19 protein-coding genes are annotated in these 20,414 nt (G+C 66.9%); 10 read left to right on the top strand and 9 right to left on the bottom strand.

Features of this window, described 5'->3' with window-relative positions:
* Positions 1 to 28: 28 nt before the first annotated feature.
* Positions 29 to 1,558 carry an acyl-CoA carboxylase subunit beta gene (locus CE453_RS11805; RefSeq protein WP_089174761.1) on the top strand — a complete coding sequence of 510 codons (1,530 nt, stop codon included), beginning with the start codon at positions 29 to 31 and terminating at the stop codon, positions 1,556 to 1,558.
* Positions 1,559 to 1,570: 12 nt separating this feature from the next.
* Here CE453_RS11805 and CE453_RS11800 read toward each other — a convergent pair whose 3' ends face one another.
* Genes CE453_RS11800 through CE453_RS11785 form a run of 4 tightly spaced genes read right to left on the bottom strand, consistent with a single transcriptional unit; the run spans position 1,571 to position 5,251 of the window.
* A complete protein-coding gene (locus CE453_RS11800; RefSeq protein WP_089174760.1) occupies positions 1,571 to 2,713 on the bottom strand; it encodes an ABC transporter permease in 1,143 nt (380 codons plus the stop codon).
* Positions 2,710 to 3,603 (bottom strand): ABC transporter ATP-binding protein, encoded by an 894-nt coding sequence (locus tag CE453_RS11795; RefSeq protein ID WP_089177854.1) that lies wholly within the window; start codon positions 3,601 to 3,603, stop codon positions 2,710 to 2,712. The genes CE453_RS11800 and CE453_RS11795 overlap by 4 nt, the downstream gene beginning before the upstream one ends.
* 29 nt (positions 3,604 to 3,632) lie before the next feature.
* Positions 3,633 to 4,592 (bottom strand): HlyD family secretion protein, encoded by a 960-nt coding sequence (locus CE453_RS11790; protein ID WP_089174759.1) that lies wholly within the window; start codon positions 4,590 to 4,592, stop codon positions 3,633 to 3,635.
* Complete coding sequence (locus CE453_RS11785; protein ID WP_089174758.1) at positions 4,592 to 5,251, bottom strand: CerR family C-terminal domain-containing protein; 660 nt, start codon at positions 5,249 to 5,251, stop codon at positions 4,592 to 4,594. Before CE453_RS11785 ends, CE453_RS11790 begins: the two co-directional genes overlap by 1 nt.
* A gap of 171 nt (positions 5,252 to 5,422) precedes the next feature.
* On the opposite strand from CE453_RS11785, the gene CE453_RS11780 reads away from it, so the two are divergent.
* Entirely contained in the window at positions 5,423 to 6,796 is a 1,374-nt protein-coding gene (locus CE453_RS11780; RefSeq protein WP_089174757.1) for an MBOAT family O-acyltransferase, read from the top strand.
* A 335-nt stretch (positions 6,797 to 7,131) separates the two neighbouring features.
* A complete protein-coding gene (gene dksA / locus CE453_RS11775) occupies positions 7,132 to 7,554 on the top strand; it encodes an RNA polymerase-binding protein DksA (RefSeq protein ID WP_089174756.1) in 423 nt (140 codons plus the stop codon).
* 96 nt (positions 7,555 to 7,650) lie between these two features.
* Here dksA and CE453_RS11770 read toward each other — a convergent pair whose 3' ends face one another.
* A complete protein-coding gene (locus CE453_RS11770) occupies positions 7,651 to 8,961 on the bottom strand; it encodes an MFS transporter (protein WP_089174755.1) in 1,311 nt (436 codons plus the stop codon).
* Between the two features lie 113 nt (positions 8,962 to 9,074).
* Here CE453_RS11770 and CE453_RS11765 point away from each other — a divergent pair, with 113 nt between their 5' ends.
* A complete protein-coding gene (locus CE453_RS11765; RefSeq protein ID WP_089177853.1) occupies positions 9,075 to 9,524 on the top strand; it encodes a winged helix-turn-helix transcriptional regulator in 450 nt (149 codons plus the stop codon).
* Between the two features lie 176 nt (positions 9,525 to 9,700).
* On the opposite strand, the gene flgH is transcribed toward CE453_RS11765, so the two are convergent.
* Genes flgH through flgF form a run of 4 tightly spaced genes read right to left on the bottom strand, consistent with a single transcriptional unit; the run spans position 9,701 to position 13,108 of the window.
* Positions 9,701 to 10,453, bottom strand: a complete 753-nt coding sequence (gene flgH / locus CE453_RS11760; RefSeq protein ID WP_089174754.1) for a flagellar basal body L-ring protein FlgH — start codon at positions 10,451 to 10,453, stop codon at positions 9,701 to 9,703.
* 20 nt (positions 10,454 to 10,473) lie between these two features.
* Complete coding sequence (gene flgA, locus CE453_RS11755; protein ID WP_089174753.1) at positions 10,474 to 11,535, bottom strand: flagellar basal body P-ring formation chaperone FlgA; 1,062 nt, start codon at positions 11,533 to 11,535, stop codon at positions 10,474 to 10,476.
* A 17-nt stretch (positions 11,536 to 11,552) separates the two neighbouring features.
* On the bottom strand, positions 11,553 to 12,344 hold the full coding sequence (gene flgG / locus CE453_RS11750) for a flagellar basal-body rod protein FlgG (RefSeq protein WP_089174752.1): 792 nt from the start codon (positions 12,342 to 12,344) through the stop codon (positions 11,553 to 11,555).
* 20 nt (positions 12,345 to 12,364) lie between these two features.
* The gene (flgF, locus tag CE453_RS11745; RefSeq protein WP_089174751.1) at positions 12,365 to 13,108 is read right to left on the bottom strand and encodes a flagellar basal-body rod protein FlgF; all 744 of its coding nucleotides are present in this window, start codon (positions 13,106 to 13,108) and stop codon (positions 12,365 to 12,367) included.
* Positions 13,109 to 13,392: 284 nt separating this feature from the next.
* Here flgF and fliL point away from each other — a divergent pair, with 284 nt between their 5' ends.
* From fliL to CE453_RS11715, 6 genes are all read left to right on the top strand, one after another.
* Positions 13,393 to 13,899 (top strand): flagellar basal body-associated protein FliL, encoded by a 507-nt coding sequence (gene fliL / locus CE453_RS11740; protein ID WP_089174750.1) that lies wholly within the window; start codon positions 13,393 to 13,395, stop codon positions 13,897 to 13,899.
* Between the two features lie 42 nt (positions 13,900 to 13,941).
* Complete coding sequence (gene fliM, locus CE453_RS11735) at positions 13,942 to 15,066, top strand: flagellar motor switch protein FliM (protein WP_089174749.1); 1,125 nt, start codon at positions 13,942 to 13,944, stop codon at positions 15,064 to 15,066.
* 11 nt (positions 15,067 to 15,077) lie between these two features.
* Positions 15,078 to 15,539, top strand: coding sequence for a DUF6468 domain-containing protein (locus CE453_RS11730; protein WP_089174748.1), 462 nt, complete (start codon positions 15,078 to 15,080; stop codon positions 15,537 to 15,539).
* Positions 15,536 to 16,357 (top strand): MotE family protein, encoded by an 822-nt coding sequence (locus CE453_RS11725; RefSeq protein WP_157733001.1) that lies wholly within the window; start codon positions 15,536 to 15,538, stop codon positions 16,355 to 16,357. The genes CE453_RS11730 and CE453_RS11725 overlap by 4 nt, the downstream gene beginning before the upstream one ends.
* Before the next feature lie 192 nt (positions 16,358 to 16,549).
* Positions 16,550 to 16,810 (top strand): PsiF family protein, encoded by a 261-nt coding sequence (locus CE453_RS11720; RefSeq protein WP_089174747.1) that lies wholly within the window; start codon positions 16,550 to 16,552, stop codon positions 16,808 to 16,810.
* A 122-nt stretch (positions 16,811 to 16,932) separates the two neighbouring features.
* Positions 16,933 to 20,373, top strand: coding sequence for a hypothetical protein (locus CE453_RS11715; RefSeq protein WP_089174746.1), 3,441 nt, complete (start codon positions 16,933 to 16,935; stop codon positions 20,371 to 20,373).
* Positions 20,374 to 20,414: the final 41 nt, after the last annotated feature.

The following is a 20,414-nucleotide window of genomic DNA, read 5'->3' as shown; positions in this document are numbered from 1 at the left end:
ACCATTTCGTCGGCTCCGGGATCCCGCCATGAAGGACATTCTCGAACAGCTCGAAGCGCGCCGCGAGGGCGCCCGCAAGGGTGGCGGCGAGCGGCGCATCGAAGCGCAGCACAAGCGCGGCAAGTTGACAGCCCGCGAGCGCATCGAGCTGCTGCTCGACAAGGACTCCTTCGAGGAGTTCGACATGTTCGTTCAGCACCGTGCCGTGGATTTCGGCATGGACAAGGCCGAGAAGATCCCCGGCGACGGCGTCGTCACCGGCTGGGGCACGGTCAATGGCCGCACCGTCTTCGTCTTCTCCAAGGACTTCACCGTCTTCGGCGGCTCGCTCTCCGAGACCCATGCCCAGAAGATCATCAAGATCCAGGACATGGCGCTGAAGATGCGCGCGCCCATCGTCGGCCTGTTCGATGCCGGCGGCGCCCGTATCCAGGAGGGTGTTGCGGCGCTCGGCGGCTATGGCGAGGTCTTCAAGCGGAACGTGCAAGCCTCGGGTGTGATCCCGCAGATCTCCGTGATCATGGGTCCCTGTGCCGGCGGCGACGTCTACTCTCCGGCGATGACCGACTTCATCTTCATGGTCCGCGACACGAGCTACATGTTCGTCACCGGCCCTGAGGTGGTGAAGACCGTCACCAACGAGACCGTCACCTCCGAGGAGCTCGGCGGCGCCAAGGTTCACACCTCGAAGTCCTCTGTCGCCGACGGCTCCTTCGAGAACGACGTCGAGGCGCTCTTGCAGGTGCGCCGCCTGCTCGATTTCCTGCCCGCCAACAACACCGTCGGCGTGCCCGAATGGCCGAGCTTCGACGTGCCGGACCGTGTCGATACCAGCCTCGACACGCTCGTCCCGGACAATCCGAACAAGCCCTACGACATCAAGGAGCTGATCCTGAAGACGGTCGACGAGGGCGACTTCTTCGAGATTCAGGAAGCCTACGCGAAGAACATCGTCACCGGCTTCGCGCGCATCGAGGGCCGCACCGTCGGCATCGTCGCCAACCAGCCGATGGTACTGGCCGGCGTGCTCGACTCCGATGCTTCGCGCAAGGCCGCCCGCTTCGTGCGCTATTGCGACGCCTTCGAGATCCCGATCGTCACCTTCGTCGACGTTCCCGGCTTCCTGCCGGGCACCGCGCAGGAATATGGCGGCCTGATCAAGCACGGCGCCAAGCTGCTCTTCGCCTACAGCGAATGCACCGTGCCGCTGGTCACGATCATCACGCGAAAAGCCTTCGGCGGCGCTTATGACGTGATGGCCTCCAAGCACATCGGCGCCGATGTGAACTATGCCTGGCCGACGGCGCAGATCGCGGTGATGGGCGCCAAGGGCGCGGTTGAGATCATCTTCCGCGGCGGCGACGCCGAGACCATCGCGCGCCAGACCAGGGAATATGAGGACCGCTTCATGTCGCCCTTCGTCGCGGCCGAGCGAGGCTATATCGACGAAGTCATCATGCCCCACTCGACCCGCCGCCGCATCGCCCGGGCGCTCGCCATGCTGCGCACCAAGAGCGTCGAGCGGCCGTGGAGGAAGCACGACAACATCCCGCTCTGAGGGCCCGCGATCCTAGTCCAGCGTGCTCCGGAAGCGCAGCAGTGCGACGCCTGCGAAGACCGGCACGAACAGGCTCAGATAGAAAACCTCGTCGCCGATATCCCCGAGATCGGCGCCCTTTAACATGATCGCGCGGATGATCCGCAGGAAATGCGTCAGCGGGAACAATTCGCCCAGCGCCTGCGCCCAGCCCGGCATGCCGGCGAAGGGGAACATGAAGCCAGACAGCATCAACGAGGGCAGGAAGAAGAAGAAGGTGAGTTGCATCGCCTGGAGCTGCGTGCGCGCCATCGTCGAGATCGTGTAGCCCAGCAGCACCAGTGCCAGCACGAAGATCAGCACGCAGGAAAGCAGCAGGCCGAGCCCGCCAAGGAAAGGCACGGCGAAGAGCAATTTCGCCGCCCCCAGCACGATCACCACCTGCACGGCGCCGACCGCGAGATAAGGCAGCACCTTGCCGAGCATGATCTCGCCGGCCGTCGCCGGCATGGCGAGCAAATTCTCCATGGTGCCGCGCTCGATCTCGCGGGTCAGAGCCATCGCCGTCATCATCACCATGGTCATCTGCAGGATGACGCCGAGGAGGCCCGGCACAATGTTGTACTGGGTGATGTTCTCCGGGTTGTAGCGCCGGTGGACGACGAAGGAGAGACTGTCGCCGCTGGCGCCAGCGGGATCGGTCACAGGCTCACGTCCCTGCGCGCGCAGCAGAGCCCGGCTCGCGATGGTGCCCAGCGCCGAGACGGCGCCGCTTGCCGCCGCCGGATCGGTCGCGTCAGCCTCGACCAGGATGCGCGGCCGGTCCGCCCGCTCGACGCGAGCGCCGAAATCGCTGGGAATGGTGACGAGGAAGGAGATCTCGCCCTTCGCCATCAGGCTTTCGGCCTCGGCCGCGCTCTGCGGCCGCTCGCCGAAACGGTAATAGTTCGAAACCTCCAGCGCGGAGACCACGGCGCGGGTATAGGGGTCCTGCCCGAGCGCCAAAATCGCCGCCGGCAGCCCGCGCGGATCGTTGTTGATCGCGTAGCCGAAGAGCAGGAGCTGGACGATCGGCACCGCCAGCATCATCGCGAAGGTGATGCGGTCGCGCCGCATCTGCACGAATTCCTTGGCCAGCATGGCGCCGAGCCGGCGGGTGGAGAACAGCGCGATCATGCCGCCCGCTCCTGCGCACCGGTCATGAACTTGATGAAGACGTCCTCGAGGCTGGTCTCGCCCGGCTCGACCTTGATGCCGGCTTCGCGCGTCAGGGGCTCGAGCGCCGCCTCCAGCTTGCCTCGGTCGGTGCCTACGACATGCAACGTCGCGCCGAAGGGGGCGACCTGCTCGACGCCCTCGGTCGCCTCCAATGCCCGGATCTGGGCGGGTTTCAGCGTGCCGTGGACGACGAAGGTCACGAGACCGGAGCCACGGACCACCTCCTCGACCGTCCCGGTCGCCAGCATGCGACCGTAGGCGATGTAGCCGATGCGGTGACAGCGCTCGGCCTCGTCCATGTAGTGGGTCGAAACCAGCACGGTGAGCCCGTCCCCGGCAAGGCGATGGATCTCGTCCCAGAACTCACGTCGCGCCTTCGGATCGACGCCGGCGGTCGGCTCGTCCAGCAGCAGGAGCTTGGGTTGGTGCATGATGCAGGCGGCGAGCGCGAGCCGCTGCTTCCAGCCGCCGGAGAGCGTGCCGGCAAGCTGGTCCTTGCGCGAGGTCAGGCCGAGCCCGTCCAGGGTCTTCGCCACCGCCTCCTCGACCGGGTCGAGCTCGTAAAGCCGCGCCACGAAGGTCAGGTTCTCGGCAATGGTCAGGTCTTCATAGAAGGAGAAGCGCTGCGTCATGTAGCCGACCTGGCGCTTGATCTCCGCGCTCTGCGTGCGGACATCCAGGCCGAGCACCGTGCCCTCCCCGGCATCGGGCCTGAGCAACCCACAGATCATCCGGATCGTCGTCGTCTTGCCCGAGCCGTTGGGGCCGAGGAAGCCGACGATCTCGCCCGCCGCCACCGCGAGATCGACATCATCGACCACCGTGCGCTTGCCGAAGCGCTTGGTCATGCCGTGCACATCGATGGCGAGCGGCGCGCTCACCGCTGGCCTCGCAGCATCGCATCGACGATCTGCCCCGGCTGGAGCGGCGACTGCGTTCCGCCGTCCGGCCGGGCCTCGACCAGATAGACCAGCTTCTGGCGCGTCTGCGCCGAATAGATCACCGGCGGCGTGAACTCGGGCTCCGGCGAAACATAGGTCACGGTCGCGCTCAGCCCCGGCGCGCAGCCGTCGCAGCGGACCTGCAGCTGCATGCCGGGTTTCACGCCGGAGATCCACGCTTCCGGCACGTAGAGCATCAGCTTGGCCGCACCGTCCGGCAGCATCAGCAGCACCGGCGCGCTCGGCCCGGCGAGCTCGCCGACACGGCGCAGCACGTCGCTGATCCGGCCGGCCGAGGGCGCGACCAGCGCGCGCTGCGACAGCCGCCAGCGCGCCTGCGCCAGCGCTGCCTTCGCCTGCTCGACCGCGTTCTCGCTCGCCTTGATCTCGTCTGGCCGCGCCGCCAGCCGCGCGACGCCGAGATTGGCGGCGATCTCCCGTACCCGTGCGCCGGCGACGTCGCGCGCCGTCAGGGCCTGGTCGAGATCGGCCTGTGTCGAGACCCCGCGCCGGAACAGATCCTGGCGGCGATCGAGCGCCCGATCGGCCTCGCGTTCCTGCGCCTTGGCCGAAGCGAGGCTCGCCTCGATCACCGCGATCTCCTCCGGCCGCTTGCCGATGCGCAGATTATCGAGCTGCGCCTGCGCCTGCACGAGCCGCGCCTCGCTTTCGGCGACGCTGTTCTCGGCGTCGGTCTTTTCCAGCACGGCAACGACCTTACCGGCCTCGACCTTGTCGCCACGGCGCACCTCGATGCGCTCGATCCGTGCGGAATCGATCGGGCCGAGCCGCACATATTCGCCTTCGACATAGCCGGCGATCCGCAACGTATCCGTCCCGCAGGCGGAAAAGCTCGCCGCGATCAAGCCGAACGAGCAGAGAAAACCGAGGATCATCAGGTTTCTCCCCGTGCTGCGAGGACGGAAGCGGCGACGGCAGCGCGAATGATGCCCGCAATGGCTTCGCTCTCGGCTGCACCGATCGCCTGCCAGCCCATGCGCCGCATCACGGCCGGGCGCGCGAGCCGGAAATAAAGCACCTGCCCGATCATGGCGAAGACCGAGAGCCTGGTCTCCGGCGCCTCCGCCTCCATGCCGGTCGCAGCCGCCCACAAGACGCAGAGCCGGCCATGGACCGGCCCGACCATGCCCTCGTAGAGCAGCTCGAAGGCCGGGGTTGGCTCCATCATCTCGCGCACGACGAAGCGGGCGATGGCCTCGCTCTCGGGCGCGCGGGCGGCGAAGGCCGTCACACGGCTGACGACGGCCAGGATGATCTCCAGCGCCGCATCCTGGTCAAGATCGGGAGGCAGCGGCGGAACCGGCCCAGACCCGAGCACCTGCTGCTTCATGGTTGCGACGATGGCTTCCGCACAGGCCCGGCGCAGCCCGTCCTTGCCACCGAAATGATAGGCGATTCCGGCACTGTTGACGCCGGCAGCCCTGGCGATGTCGCGGATCGAGCTCGCCTCGAAACCATGGCGGCCGAACAACTCGAGCCCGGCACGTATCAAGGCATCGCGCGTTCCCGCGTCCCTCTCGGAATGGGTTTTCATTCGCTGACGATACTCTCGATCGGCGCTTCAATCAATCGATTGATTGAATATCGCGATGACCTGCGGCGCTCGATCAGAAATGGATCTCCGTCCCGCGTCGACCAGCCGCGACATGACTTGCGCGGGAGAATGGTCTAAGGGGCACCCGCCCCCTGATCCCTTCCCCGCCCGATGCTCTTCAACTCCTTCGTCTTCCTGCTCGCCTTCCTGCCGCTGGCGTTCGGCCTGCATTGGCTGGCGGAGCGCTTCGCGCCACGCCTGCGCCTTCCGGTGCTGGTGGCGCTGTCCTTCGCTTTCTATGGCTATTGGGACTGGCGCTTCCTGCCGCTGCTGATTCTTTCGATCGGCATCAACTGGCTGATCGCGGAAGCCTTCCAGAAGACGAAGTCCAGCGGGCTCATCACGCTTGCCATCGCGCTCAACCTCGCCGTGCTGGCGGTGTTCAAGTACTTCAACTTCTTCGCCGATCTGGCTGGAATGATTCCCGGATTGCCGGCGCCGAAACTCGACGTCGCCCTGCCGCTCGGCATCTCGTTCTTCACCTTCCACCATATCATGTACCTGACGGATCTGAGGCGCGGGCAGGCGCCACGCTATGATCTCGTCCGCTACGCGCTCTACATCGCTTTCTTTCCGCAGGTGCTCGCCGGCCCGCTGGTGCGCTGGCGCGAGATCATGCACCAGCTCGACGAGCGCCCCTATCAGCGGCCCGATGCCGCCGAGCGGATCGCGCAGGGCCTGATGCTGCTGACCTTCGGCCTCGCCAAGAAGGTGCTGCTCGGCGATCCGTTGGCGGAATATGCCAACCCCGTCTTCGCCGCCGCAGCGGCCGGCAAGGTCGTCAGCCTCATGGAAGCCTGGCAGGGGACGCTCGCCTTCACCTTCCAGATCTATTTCGACTTCTCCGGCTATACCGACATGGCGCTCGGCCTTGCCCTGCTCTTCGGTATCGTGCTGCCGCAGAACTTCGAAGCCCCTTATCGCTCGCTCTCGATCCAGGACTTCTGGCGGCGTTGGCACATGACGTTGTCGCGCTTCCTGCGCGATTATCTCTACATCCCCCTCGGCGGCTCGCGCTCCGGCCTGCCCACCCAGATCTGGGCGCTCTTCGCGACGATGGCGCTCGGCGGCCTCTGGCACGGTGCCGGCCTCACCTTCGTCGCCTGGGGCGTCGCGCACGGGCTGGCGCTAATCGTCGCCCTGTTCTGGCGCCGCGCCGGCTGGCCGATGCCGGCCCCGCTCGGCTGGCTCCTGACCTTCCTCTTCGTCGTGCTCTGCTGGGTGCTGTTCCGCGCCTCGACCTTCGAGGCCGCCCTGGCCATCTACAAGGGGCTGTTCGGCCTCGCCCCGCTGGGAAGCGGCTTCAAATGGCGCGCGCTGCTGCCGGCTGCCGCTTTCGCGATCATTGGCCCGACGACCTGGAACCTCGTCCACAGGCTGCCACCGGCGCGCTGGCTTGCCGTGCTGACCGGCCTGCTCTTCGTCGTGATCCTGCTCAAGATCGGCGAGGATGCCAATTATGAGTTCATCTACTTCCAGTTCTGAGGCCCAAGACGCCTGAGCGACAACGGCCCGCGCCCTACGCAAAAGGTTCACGGCTTCCCGAATCTGCTCCCCATGCGGCAGCGATTGTCGCCCGCGATTCGCGCCTCCGGCCGTGCTCGGCGGCGCCGCGGCGCCTGAAACCTGCGGAAAGCGGCCTGAAACCCTCGATTTTCCCGCAATTTTCGCCGCCCGGAGCCCTTCTTCACGAAGTGGTTGAAGCCGTGTCGGAAGCGATTGTTCCGCTTGAAACGGATCGCTATAAGGGCGCCAAATCGGCTCACCCTCCCGCGGCACAGCCGATGGGCGCGTGAGCAGACAACTCAGAGAGCGCGCCCATGTCGAAGCAGATCATCCTCGATGCGGACTACAAGCCGAGCGATGACGAGCCGTTCATGAACGATCGTCAACGTGAGTATTTCCGCGGCAAGCTCCTCGCCTGGAAGGACGAGATCCTGAAGGAAGCGAAGGAGACCCTTGTCGCCCTCCAGAGCGAAAGCGAGAATCACCCCGACATCGCCGACAGGGCCTCCTCCGAGACCGACCGGGCCATCGAGCTGCGCGCCCGCGACCGCCAGCGCAAGCTGATCGCCAAGATCGATGCCGCCATCTCCCGCATCGACGACGGCTCCTACGGCTATTGCGAGGAAACCGGCGAGCCGATCTCGCTGAAGCGTCTCGAGGCCCGCCCGATCGCCACGCTCTCGCTGGAGGCGCAAGAGCGCCACGAGCGCAACGAACGCGTTTTCCGCGACGATTGAGACGGGCGGATCATCGCCTGTTTTTCGAAAGGCCCCGCACGACCGTGCGGGGCCTTTTGCATGCTGCAATGACGAATCCGGCGGGGACGTCCGCTGCTAGGCGACGACCCGTCTCGTCGCCGCGCCCGGAGTCGACTTCAGCGTGAGTGCCCAGAAGGCCAGCGTCACAAGGCTGATCGACGCGCCCGCCGTGCATACGCCCGGCCAGCCCGCATGGGCATAGATGACCGTCGAGGTTGAGGAACCGACGGCGCTACCGGCCGAATAGAAGATCATATAGGCCGCCGTCAGGCGGTTCTGCGCATCGGGCCTGACGCGGTAGATCATCGCCTGATTGGTGACGTGGACGGCCTGAAGACCGAAGTCGATCACCAGCACTCCGGCGATCAGCCACAGGATCGACTGCTGAAGCTGCGCCATCAGGGCCCAGGCCAGCAGCATCAGCGCGAGTGCGATCCCCGTCGTGCGCTGGCCGTGGCCGCGATCGGTCCAGCGCCCGGACCGTGTTGCCCCGAGCGCCCCCGCGGCACCCGCCAGGCCGAAAAGACCGATCTCCGTGTGGGACAGCGAGAAGGGCGGCGCGCTGAGCGGCAGGACGAGCGGGGCCAGCAAGGTCGTGATGTTGGCGAAGATCAACATGGCGATGACCCCGCGGATGCGCAGGGTCGGTTCCGTGGCGATCAGCGTGACGAGCGAGGCGATGAGGCGGCCATAGGACAGGCCCACGAGTTTCGGCTCCTGCCGGGGAAGCATTCTCCAGAGCAGCAGCACGATCAGCAGTGTGAGCCCAGCAGAGACGAAGTAGACCGTCCGCCAGCCTGACAGATCGGTCAGAGATCCTGCGATGGTTCGCGCCAGCAGGATGCCGAGGACAATCCCGCTCGTGACCACGCCGACGATATGGCCGCGTTCCGACGGGTGCGCCAGGCTCGCGGCATAAGCGACCAGAGCCTGCGTCACGACGGCGAGAAGGCCCACCGCCGCCATCGAGGCGAGCAGCATCGCGGCCGAATGCGAGACGCCGACACAGGCAAGAGCCAGCACGGAAAGCAGGGACTGGCCGATGATCAGCCTGCGGCGATCGAGAAGATCCCCCAGCGGAACGAGCAGCAGCAGGCCGAGCCCATAACCCAGCTGCGTTGCCCCCACGATCAGCCCGGCGACACTGCGGGACAGATCGAGATCGTCGGCCATCACATCGAGCAACGGATGCGCGAAATAGGCGTTAGCGACGGCAAGCCCGCTCGCCGCGGCAAACAGCAGAATGGTGCGGCCATTCAGCGAAGGCGTCTCGGGCAGCGCCTCCCCTGCGACCCGGCTCACGGCCTGAACGGTACTGTCCCCGTTCCGAGGACGAACGCTCTCCTTCGCGGCGCCGGGCAGCGCCGCGTCCTGATCCAAATCCATTGCAGACCTCAGGTATCAGTTTTATGATGAAACTAGATTAGGCATAGCGATACGAGTTTCATCATGCAACCAAAAAGCAACGGATCGATTGCTCGCGGATGGGGGCCAGGCTGATGGTCGCTCGCAAGAGCCTCAAGGGTGATTACTGTCCCAGCGCCCGCTCCCTCGACGTGATCGGGGACTGGTGGTCGCTGCTGATCGTTCGCGATGCCTTCGACGGCATGACCCGCTTCAGCGAATTTCAGAAGAGCCTCGGCATCGCCCGAAACATCCTGACCGATCGGCTGAAGACATTGGTCCAGAGCGGGATTCTCGATGCGGTTCCGCTGAGCGACGGTGGAACGCGTGTGGAATATCGCCTGACCGCCATGGGCAAGGACCTGTTCCCGGTCATGGTCGCGCTGCGCCAGTTCGGCGAGCGCCATCTCTTCGCGCCGGAGGAAAAGCATTCCCGCCTCGTCGAGCGCGAGACCGGCCAGCGCGTGAGCCTCGACGTGCGCACCGAGGACGGCCGCGCCATCGGGCCGGATCAGGCGGTGATCCTGAAGATCGAGGAAGACTGACATGGAAAAGCCCCGCGTCGGGAGAACGCGGGGCTTCTGGCCGCCAACCTTTGAAGCTTGGGGAGCGTGGCGGGCGGCCGGGGCTGTCGGCGGCTCGGGAGGAACCGCCGGCCGAACCGGAGCGGAGACAAGGGGGAGCGTTCCGCGCCGGTCGGATTCCGGAAGAGAGCGAAGGCTCAGAAGGGCAGCAGGATGTCCATCACCTGCTGGCCGTAGCGCGGCTGCTGGACATCGGTGATCTGGCCGCGACCGCCATAGGCGATGCGCGCCTGAGCAATCTTGGTCGAATCGATGGTGTTGTCCGATTCGATGTCCTCGGGCCGGATCACGCCGGCGACGATCAGTTCGCGCACCTCGAAATTGACGCGGATCTCCTGCTTGCCCTCGATCACCAGATTGCCGTTCGGCAGGTTCTGGGTGACGACTGCCGCGACGTTCGTCGCCAGCGTCTCGGAGCGGTTGATCGAGCCGGCGCCTTCGCTGGAGCCATCCGAGTCGAGCTTGAGGAGTGACGAGGCTTTGGCCCCGTCAGGCAGGAACTTGTCGAGCTTGTTTTCGAAGCCGAAGGCGTTCTCGGCGCCGAAATCCTCGCCGTTCTTGCGGCTGCGCTTGGTGTTGTTGTTGAGCTGCGCCTTGTCGGTGACCTTGACCTTGACGGTGACGAGGTCTCCGACATTGCGGGCGCGCTGATCCTTGAAGAACGCGCGCGAGCCGGTGCGCCAGAGCGAGTTCGGTGCGAAGGAGGCATGCTCCATCGCCGGCATCGGCATCTGGACGGGCTTGTAGCCCTTCGCCGCGGTCGGGTCCTCGACGGGCGAGAGCGTCGGGGCTTGCCCGACATTGGCGAGGCGGTCGCCGATGCCGCAGGCGCCGAGCGAGGCGGTCAGCAGCAGGAGGCCGGAGAGCTTGAGGATGCGGTTCGGGATCATGACGCTTTCCACGACGATACTCACTGGGCGCTGGCGATGCGGCCGATGGCCGGCTTGACCGAGACGCGGCCGGGACCGGTGATGGTGCCCTGCAGCGTGCGCTTGGACTGGGGATTGGTGACGGAGACGACATCGCCCATCGCGCCAGACTCACCGGCGCGACCGCGCATGGTGATGAGCAGCCCCGGCGCCTCGTAGACGATGGTGACGAGCTCGCCCTTGGCGATGATTTCCTCGCGCTGAACATCGCCGTTGCGCAGCGGTACGCCGGCAAGCAGCGCGCGCCGCGCGACCTTGTCGATCGCGGCGCGGGCATCGCCGATGACCTCGCCGACCTGCCCGTCGCGGGGGCGCCGCTCGACGACGACATCGTCCTTGCCGACCGTATCGCCTCGCGCGATCGTGCGCTTCGGCACCACGACCTCGACCGTCTCGACGATCTGACCGGAAATCCGCAGCGGCTTCAGCCGCATGGCCGCGCTGCCCGGCACCGCCAGGCGCGCCTGCAGGCGCCGGCTGCGGGCGTCGAAGGAGAGATCGGAGACCGTCAGCTCGCCGGTCAGCTCCGGCTCGATCGCCACAGTCGGCGCCCCGCCGTCGATCGCCAGCGCGAACAGGCGGACATCGACGCCGAAGCGCTGCTGCAGCCCGATCTTCACCGCAGCCTCCATCTCGCTGGCGCCGATCCGCCGCGCAACCCGCGTCACCACCACCTGGGAGAAACCCGTGCTCTCGAGCTCGGCGCCGTCCCTGACGATGCCGGCGCCGCGCGCCGCCTCGGCGATGCGGCTGACCTGGATCGTGCCGGTTTCGCCGAGCGCCGGCGCCCGGAAGGCCGCGATGCTGGCAAGGTCGCCGGAAAGCCCCGGAATGAGGTCGCCGAAGGTGACGAGATCGCGGCCGAGATTGACCTCGGGACGCAGCCGCAGCCGGCGCGCCTGCTGGGCCGGGGCGGCCTGCGCCGGATCGGCCGAGGCCATGGCGACCCCGACGGCCTGCGCCCGGCCCTGCTGCGCCGATGCGGCACCCGCATCGAACAGGGCCGCGGCGATCAGGAAGCTGGCGAGTGACAGACGGATCATGATGCGCTTCCTCCCCGTCAACCGCGGAACATCTGCGTCGTCGCCGACATCATCTGGTCGGCGGCGGTGATGACCTTTGAGTTCATCTCGTAGGCGCGCTGGGCGGCGATCAGCGAGGAAAGCTCCGTCACAGCCTGGACATTGCCCTCTTCGAGATAGTTCTGTTGCAGCGTGCCGAAGCCTTCGCCGCCGCCGAAGCCGTCGATCGGCTGGCCGGAGGCCGCCGTCTCGATGAAGAGGTTGTCTCCGATCGATTCGAGGCCGACCTTGTTGACGAAGCGGGTCAGCTGGATCTGGCCGAGCTGCTGCGGCGCGGTCTGGCCGGGGATCGTCGCCTCGACGATGCCCTGGGCATTGATGTTCACTCCCGAGGCATTGTTCGGCACGGTGATGCCGGGCTCGAGCAGATAGCCGTCGCGCGTGACGATCTGGCCCTGCGAATCGAGGTCGAAGGAGCCGTCGCGCGAATAGGTGGTGCGGCCGTCCGGCATGCGGATCTTGAAGAAGCCCTCGCCGCGGATGGCGAGGTCGTAGGGCTTCTCGGTCGGGCTGATATTGCCCTGCGTCATGACGCGGCCGGTCGAGACCGTCTTGACGCCCGAGCCGATGAAGGTGCCGGCCGGGACCTGGGTGTTCTGGTCGGAGCTGGCCGAGCCGGCGCGGCGGAAATTCTCGTAGAGCAGGTCCTGGAAGTGGATCTGCTGGCGCTTGTAGCCGGTGGTCCGCACGTTGGCGATGTTGTTGGAGATGACCTGGACGTTCATCTCCTGGGCCATCATGCCGGTAGCGGCTGTCTGCATGGCGCGCATGGGAATGGTTCCTTTCCGGCTCAGGCCTGCTGGTCAGCCAGGCGCGAAATCGCCCTGCTGCGCAGATCGTCGGAGCGGCTGATCATGTTGGCGACGCTCTGGTAGGCGCGCTGCACCTCCATCAGTCGCGTCAGTTCGGTGACGGCCTTGACGTTCGAGCGCTCGACCGCGCCGGGCTCCAGCCGCGTGCCGGCCGGAGCCGCCTGGGCCGGGGTCGGCGAGGAGAACAGGTTCGTGCCCTCGCTCACCAGCGTGCGCGGATCGGCGAAGCGGACCTGCCGGAGCTTGCCGCGCGTGCCCTGGTCGCTCGTCACCGTGCCGTCGGCGGCGATGCGCATGTCGAATTCGGTGTTGCCGAAGGAGATCGGCCCCGCCTCGCCCATCACCGGCTGGCCGGCCTGGGTGACGAGCTGGCCCTGGCGATTGATCGTCAGCGAGCCGGCGCGGGTATAGCGTTCTCCGGCGGACGTCTGCACGACGAGGAAATTGTCGCCCTTCAGCGCGACGTCGAGCGGGTTGCCGGTAAACTCGGTCGGCCCCTGCGAGAGGTCGAGCGGAGTCCCCTTGTCGATGACGTAGGAGAGCCTCTGGTCGGCCGGCTTGAAGGCCTCCGCCTTGGCTTTCGGCATGACGAATTCGTTGAAGCGCGCGCTGCGCGCCTTGAATCCACTCGTGCCGACATTCGCCATGTTGTTGGCGATGACGTCCAGCTCCCGCGACAGGGCGACCTGGCGCGAGAGGCCGATGAGAAGGGCGTTCTCCACGGCTTAACTCCCGATCATGTCCCGCGGCGACCTCGACGCTCCCCAGCGCAGTCGCCACGCCGGACATCCGGCAAGCGCCATGCCAGCATGGTTAATTCGACCAAGTAGTTGATTTTAAATTGCTTTGATGAGAGCGTCGCACCGCAGCCGCTCGGCATGCGCCGTCTCAGCGGCAAGAATGGCCCGGCAAAATCTGCCGCCCTTAACGACGCGTTAACCGTAACTGGAGAAGGTACGGAAGAGGCCGGCAGGACGCCGTCCCAGACCGCCCGGGACCCGAAAAGATGGCGAAGAAGGCCAAGACCGAAGACGAAGGCGCCTCCGGCGAGGAAGCCTCGAAGGGCGGCAAGAAGAAGCTCATCATCATTATCGCGACCGTCGCTTTGCTCGCGGCCGGCGGTGGAGGCTACTGGTTCCTGTTCAAGCGGCATTCGCCGGAGCAGGTCGCGGCCGCAGAAGCGGCTGCCAAGGCCAAGAAGCCCGCCACCTTCCTCGAGATGAAGGACATGATGATCGGCATGTCGAATGGCGGCCAGCAGGACCGCCAGCCGATCATGAAGATCAAGGTCGTGCTCGAGATCGGCGATCCGAAGGTCTCGGAAGAGGTCAAGCCGCTGCTGCCCCGCGTCGAGGACGCCTTTCAGGTCTTCATGCGCGAGTTGCGCCCCTCCGATCTCGAAGGCTCGGCCGGCATGTATCGGTTGAAGGAAGAGCTGCTGCGCCGCGTCAACATGACGGTCTACCCGGCGAAGGTCGATGCCGTGCTGTTCAAGGAACTGCTGGTGCAATGAGCGCCGCCGCCCCGACGCCCGAGAAGAAGTGACAACGTCCCGATGAGCCTCGACAATCCGGACAAGCCCCGCGACGAGCAGCCGACGCCCGAGACCATGGCAGCGGAATGGGCTGCGATGCCCGCGGTCATCGAGGAAGACGGCGAGCAGGAAGGCGGTACCGACCGCCTGATGTCGCAGGACGAAATCGACACGATGCTCGGTTTCTCCAGCAGCGAGGACAGCGCCTCCCGCAACGGCATCCAGGCGATCGTCGATTCCGGCTCGGTCGCCTATGAACGCCTGCCGATGCTCGAGATCATCTTCGAGCGTCTGGTGCGCCTGCTCTCGACCAGCCTGCGCAACTTCTTCACCGATAATGTCGAGGTAACGCTGGAGAGCATTCGCTCCGTCCGTTTCGGCGACTACGTCAATTCGATCTCGCAGCCGGCGATGCTCTCGGTCTTCAAGGCCGAGGAATGGGACAATTTCGGCCTCATCACCATCGAATCCTCGCTGATCTACTCGGTGCTCGACACCATGTTCGGCGGCAAGCGCGGCCAGCCTGCTCCGCGCATCGACGGCCGGCCCTTCACCTCCATCGAGATCCGGATGGTCCGTCGCGTCATCGAGCTCGTGCTGAGCGACGCGCAGGCCGCCTTCAAGCCGCTCTCGCCGGTGACCTTCAACATCGACCGGGTCGAATCGAACCCGCGCTTCGTCTCGATCTCGCGCCCCGCCAACGCGGCGATCCGTGTCGAACTGAAGTTCGACATGGAAGGCCGCGGCGGCTCGCTGCACATCCTCCTGCCCTATGCGACCATCGAGCCGATCCGCGAATTGCTGCTCGAAAGCTTCATGGGTGAGAAGCTCGGGCGCGATCCGATCTGGGAGAACCACCTCGCCACCGAGGTCTGGCAGGCCGGCGTCGACGTCACCTGCGTGCTGCACGAGACGCGGATGCCGCTGAAGCGCGTGATGAAGCTCGAGATCGGCGACACGCTGATGTTCGACGCACGCCCCGATTCGACCGTGTCGCTGCGCTGCGGCGACTTCATCGTCACCGAGGGCCGCATCGGCCGGGTCGACGGCAAGATTGCGGTGCAGGTCGTGAGCCCGCTGCGGCGTTCCAAGACCACGCTCGCCGCATTCGACAGCCTGGCCAGCCATCTTGGCGCCACCAACTGAGCAGGACAGACATGACGATCACCCTCATCGCCGATGCCCTTGTCGCCAGCCTGCTCGTCGCGACCATCATCACCTGCTACGTCCTGGCCAAGCGCATCGAGCGGCTGAAGGCGGACGAGGCCGGCATGCGCCAGACCGTCGGCGCGCTGGTCACCGCCACCGACAATGCCGAGCGCGCCATCGCCGGCCTCAAGAACACGCTGGGCGACTGCGACCGCACGCTGGAAGAGCGCCTGCGCACCGCCGAGCGCTACGCCGCCGACCTCGCCGCCCAGGTCGAAGCCGGGCAGGCCGTGATGGAGCGCATCGGCCAGATCGTCTCGGCCGCCGCCCTCGTCGCCAAGCCCGTGGCGGAAGCCCGGCCGGCTGCGGCGCCGCAGCCGGCGCCGCTCTCCCTGCTCGAAAGCGCCGCGCAATCAGCCGCTGCGATCCGCGCTCGCGCCGCCCGCCGCCTTGAGGAACAGGCTGCGTGATCGAGCGTCCCCGCCTCCTGCCGGCAGTCATCCTCGGCGCCATGGGTCTCCTGGCGCTGAAGCTGCTTGCCTGGACGGCGGAGCCCTATCCGGGCACGGTGCCTGCCAGCGCCCCGGTTTTCGCCACTGCTGTCCAGGCCAAATCCGAGCCTGAAATCTGGGGACTGGCCAAGGTCATCGCCCGCGCCCACGCGCCGGACATGGTCGACCCCGAGACGACGGGTTCGGTTCCCGCGCCCAATCCCAAAGCGGAGCGTGAGAAGGCGGAAGCCGAGGCGGCTGCAGCCCGCATGGCCAATAACCCCAACAACAAGGCCGGCGTCATGAACGGCACGGCCCCGCCCGTCTCGCCTGCCGAGAAGGCGATCCTGGAACGTCTCGGCGAGCGCCGCGAGGAACTTGACGGCCGCATGCGCGAGCTGGAGATGCGCGAGCGGCTGCTCGACACTGCCGAGAAGAAGCTCGACGGCCGCGTCGGAGACCTCAAGGCCCTCGAAGAGAAGGCGAGCCCGGCCGCGAAGGCCGCGGCCGAGGAGTCCAAGGCTATCAAGAGCCTGGTCATCATGTACGAGGCGATGAAGCCGAAGGACGCCGCGCGCGTCTTCGACAGGCTGAATCTCGATGTCCTCGTTCCAGTCGTTCAGCAGATGAACCCGCGCAAGATGTCGGAAGTGCTTGCCGCCATGTCCCCCGAGCGAGCGGAAAAGCTGACCATCGCGCTGGCTACGAGCGGGCGAGGCCCAATGCCGGATCGCGTCGCGGCCGAGGCCCCCCTGCCCGGCAACGAACTGCCGGCGATCGCGCCCGCTTCGCGCTGAAGCCCGAACGAGCTTGCGGCGAAACTTTTCGCATCGCGATATCCGTCAGAATTGAGAACGGCGGTTTCGCCACATGGCGGTCAAGATTCGTTCAGGGGCGGTTCAACCCACCAGGCGCGAAGTCCGGTCATCCGACAGCCGGCCCGGCGACTGCCAGGAACCGATCATCCGGGCTCTCCACGGACGAACCCCATGAACCTGGCCCGCTACCTGTTCCCGCTCGCCGCCCTCGCGATGACGGCGAGCTCCGGCTTCGCACAGACCACCGCTCCCGCCCCCTCGACCGCAAAGCCCGCAGTGACCGCGCCGGCCCAGCCCGACACCGGCAAGAAGACCACGATGAGCGCGGCCGATAAGGCAGCCAAATCGAAAGAGTGCTCGGCACAGGCCGATCAGAAAGGCCTCCACGGCAAAGCAAGGAAGCGGTTCCGGGACGACTGCAAGCGGCACTGACGGCCGGAAAAGCGAGGGGCCGCGTTAAGCAGCCATTATGCTTGATGCGCTAGCCTGCGAGCAGGCCGGCGCATCTCTCGGGATGCGAGTCCAGCCTGTTGCGTTGGGTCGAGTCTCCGGTTTTGCGTCTGTCGCGTTCCCTCGCTTTCGGTATCGGGCTGACCGCGCTTGCCCTCGCGGCCGGCCTGGACAGTCATGCGCTCGCAGCCAGCGCGACCCTGCGCGGCGAGGCGATGTCAGCCGGCTTCGGCCGCCTCTCGCTTGCGTTCGACCAGCCGACACAGACGCGCGTGCGTGTCGCCAATGGCGTGTTGATCGTCGCCTTCGGCGATCCCGTGACGGTCGATGTCGCGAAGATCGCGCGTGAATTACCGAACTATGTCTCGATCGCCCGCGTCGATCCGGATGGCCGCGGCATGCGCTTCGCGCTGACGCAAACCTACAAGGCCAATCTGATCGAGGCCGGCGACAAGGCCTTCATCGACCTGCTGCCTCAGGATTGGAAGGGCCTCCTGCCCGGCCCGCCGCCGGAAGTGATTGCCGAACTCACCGAGCGCCTGCGCCTAGCCGAGGCCCGCGCGGCGGAAGCAATGCGCCAGCCCCAGGCCCCGCCGGCCCTGCTCTCGATGCGGACTGCAAGCCTGCCGACGCTGGAGCGCCTGATCTTCAAGGCGCCTTCCGGCACAGCGCTTGCCACCGATCTTTCCGAGGGCAAGCTGAAGCTGCGCTTCGACCGGGCAATGAACGCCGATGAAGGCGCCATTCGTGCCGCCCTCCCCACAGGCATCGGCCTCGCCGCACTCGACGCGGGCAAGGACGCACTCAGCCTGACGCTCTCGCTGCCGAAGGACTGGCAGGCGCGCAGCTTCGACGACGAGACAGGGCTGGTCGTCGACCTGCTCAAGCCGGCCAAGCCCAACGCCCTCTCGCTTGCAGAACTGGCCAAGCCATCGGAGGTCGCAACTCCCCCCTCAGCCAGCCCCGCCGAGCCGACTTCGGCTCCCACGCCGGCGGTGCAGCCTGCCGCCAGCCAAGCCCCGGCGCCCGAAGCCAAATCGGCCACGCCCACGCCGCCCCCGGCCGCCGTGACGCCGCCGGCGCCGGAACCGGACCCTGCCAAGGTCGTCGTCGCTGCAGCCGAAAAGCGCATCGATTTCCGCTTTCCCCGGCCGACCGGCGCCGCCGCTTTCCTCGATGCCGGCACGATGACGCTGGCCTTCGACACCCGCGACACCATCGACCCCGCCGATCTCGCAAAGCTCCTGCCGAAGCAGGTCGAGGAGAGCGCGGTTTCGCGCGAGGGCAAGGTCACTCTCGTCAGGCTGCGCCTCGCCGGCCAGCCGCTTGCCCGCTTCTTCGCCGATGGCAATAGCTGGTCGCTCGATCTCGGCGATACCGGTGGCGGCTCCGCCGCGGCGATCGAGCCCCGCCGCGGCGTCGACGAGCGCGGCCAGACCATCGTCGCCGTGCCGATGCCCGGCCTCACCGGCGTGCACTGGCTGGAGGCCGGGCCAGCCGGCCTTCCGATCGCCGTCGCCACCACGCTCGGCCCGACGCGACTGACGCCGAAGCCCTATCAGTTCGTCGAGTTCGGCCTGCTGCCGACGGCGCAGGGCCTTGCCATCCAGCCGCGTTCCGACGACGTCGTCGCCCGCGCCGGCACCAACGAAGTCCGCATCGGCCGCGCTGGAGGCCTGACCGTCTCGCTCGACCTGGCCGGGCCGGCAGAAGCCAAATCCACGGCGGAGGCCGGTGCGGCGCCGGCGCCGCCGCTGCTCGACCCCGAGCGTTGGGCCAGCCTGCGCCTCGGCTCGCAGCGCGACCAATCCCGCGCCCTGATGCAGGAGGTCGCTGGCGCCTCGCGCGCGCATAAATCGGAGGCGCGGCTGGCGCTCGCCCGCTTCTATGTCGCCAACGCTCTCTCCGTCGAAGCGCTCGGCCCTCTGGGCACGCTGATGGCCGACGATGCCGCGATGCGGGCGAACCGCGAGGCGCTGTTCCTCAAGGGCGTCGCGGCCGCGCAGCTGCACCGCAACGCCGAAGCGCTGACCGCCTTCGAAGCCGCACCGATCAAGGTCGATGCCGAAGCCGGCCTCTGGCGCGCCTTGGTCGAGCAGCGGCTCGACCGCAATGCCCAGGCTCTCTCCGGGTTCCGCCGCGGCGAGCCCCTGCTGGAGCGCTATCCCGCCGATCTCCAGGGCGAATTCCGCGAAGCGATGGTGCGCGCCGCCCTTGCGACGCAGGACATGGGCATGGCCGAGCGGCAGGTGCAGGCGCTCGCCGACATGCCGCGCGACAGCTTCGACCAGGAGAAGCTCGCGCTGTTGCAGGCCATGCTTGACGACGCCAGCGGCCGGGCCGATCCGGCGATGCAGGGATACCGCCCGCTGTTCGACGCGAAGAGCCGCCCGGTTGCCGCCGAAGCGCAGCTGCGCGCGGTCAAGCTCGCCGATACCGACAAACGCAGTGACCTGAAGAGCGACGAGGCGATTGCCCGGCTCGAGACCGTCTCGGTGATCTGGCGTGGTGGCCGGGTCGAGATCGAGTCCCTGGCCGAACTCAACCGGCTCTACACCGACCAGCAGCGCTGGCGTGACGCCTTCCTCGTCGCGCGCCGGGCGAACGAGAATTTCCCGGACGATCCACTGACCCGGCGCATGCATGATGAGACAGCCCAGCGCTTCGCCGAACTGTTCGCGGATGGCGGCGCCGACAAGCTGCCGCGTATCGATGCGCTCGCGCTATTCTACGATTTCAAGGAGTTCCTGCCGATCGGCCGGCGCGGCGACGAGATCACCCGCCTGCTCGCCGACCGGCTGGTGGAGCTCGACCTGCTCGACCAGGCGGCCGAGATCCTGAAATACCAGATGGATCGGCGCCTGACCGGTGCCGCGCGCTCGACCGTCGCGGCCCGCCTCGCCATGATCGACCTGATGAACGGCAAGCCGGCCGATGCCGTGCGCGCCCTCAATGCCACCCGCCTCGTCGAGCTCCCGGCGGATGTCCGGCGCGCGCGGCTTCTGCTGGAGACCAAGGCTCTCTCCGACCTGTCGCGCACCGATCAGGCGCTGGAGATGCTGGAAGGCGAGCGTGGCGCCGAGGTCGACCGTCTGCGTGCCGACATCTACTGGACCGGCCGGCGCTGGCGCGAGGCCGGCGAAGCCTATGAACGCATTCTCGATGAGAGCTGGCGCGGCGATAGCCCGCTCAGCGACGGTCGGCGCGCCGACGTGATGCGCGCCGGCATTTCCTATGTGATGGCGAACGAAGCGCTCTCGCTCGACCGCTTACGCAGCAAATTCGCGCAGAAGATGGCGCAGAGCCTCGACGCCCGCACCTTCGCCTTCGTCACCGGCGCGAACCGTTCCAAGGCCTCAGACATCCGCGAATTGGCACGCGCCGCCGCCAGCGCCGACACGGTCTCGGATTTCCTCAAGGCTTATCGCGAACGCTATCCGGCCTATTCGGCGCCGATGCGCAAGCCGCAGCCGCCGGGCGCCGCCGCTCCCGTCCAGCCTTCTCAGGGCGCGGCGGCCGAAGGCGCACCCCAATCGAATGGCTGACGCCGCCTAGATCATCGCGCGCCCATTCGGACGCTATCGCG

Source organism: Bosea sp. AS-1 (genome assembly GCF_002220095.1).
In the GTDB taxonomy this organism is placed as follows: Bacteria; Pseudomonadota; Alphaproteobacteria; order Rhizobiales; family Beijerinckiaceae; genus Allobosea.
This window is presented reverse-complemented; position numbering and strand designations above follow the sequence as displayed.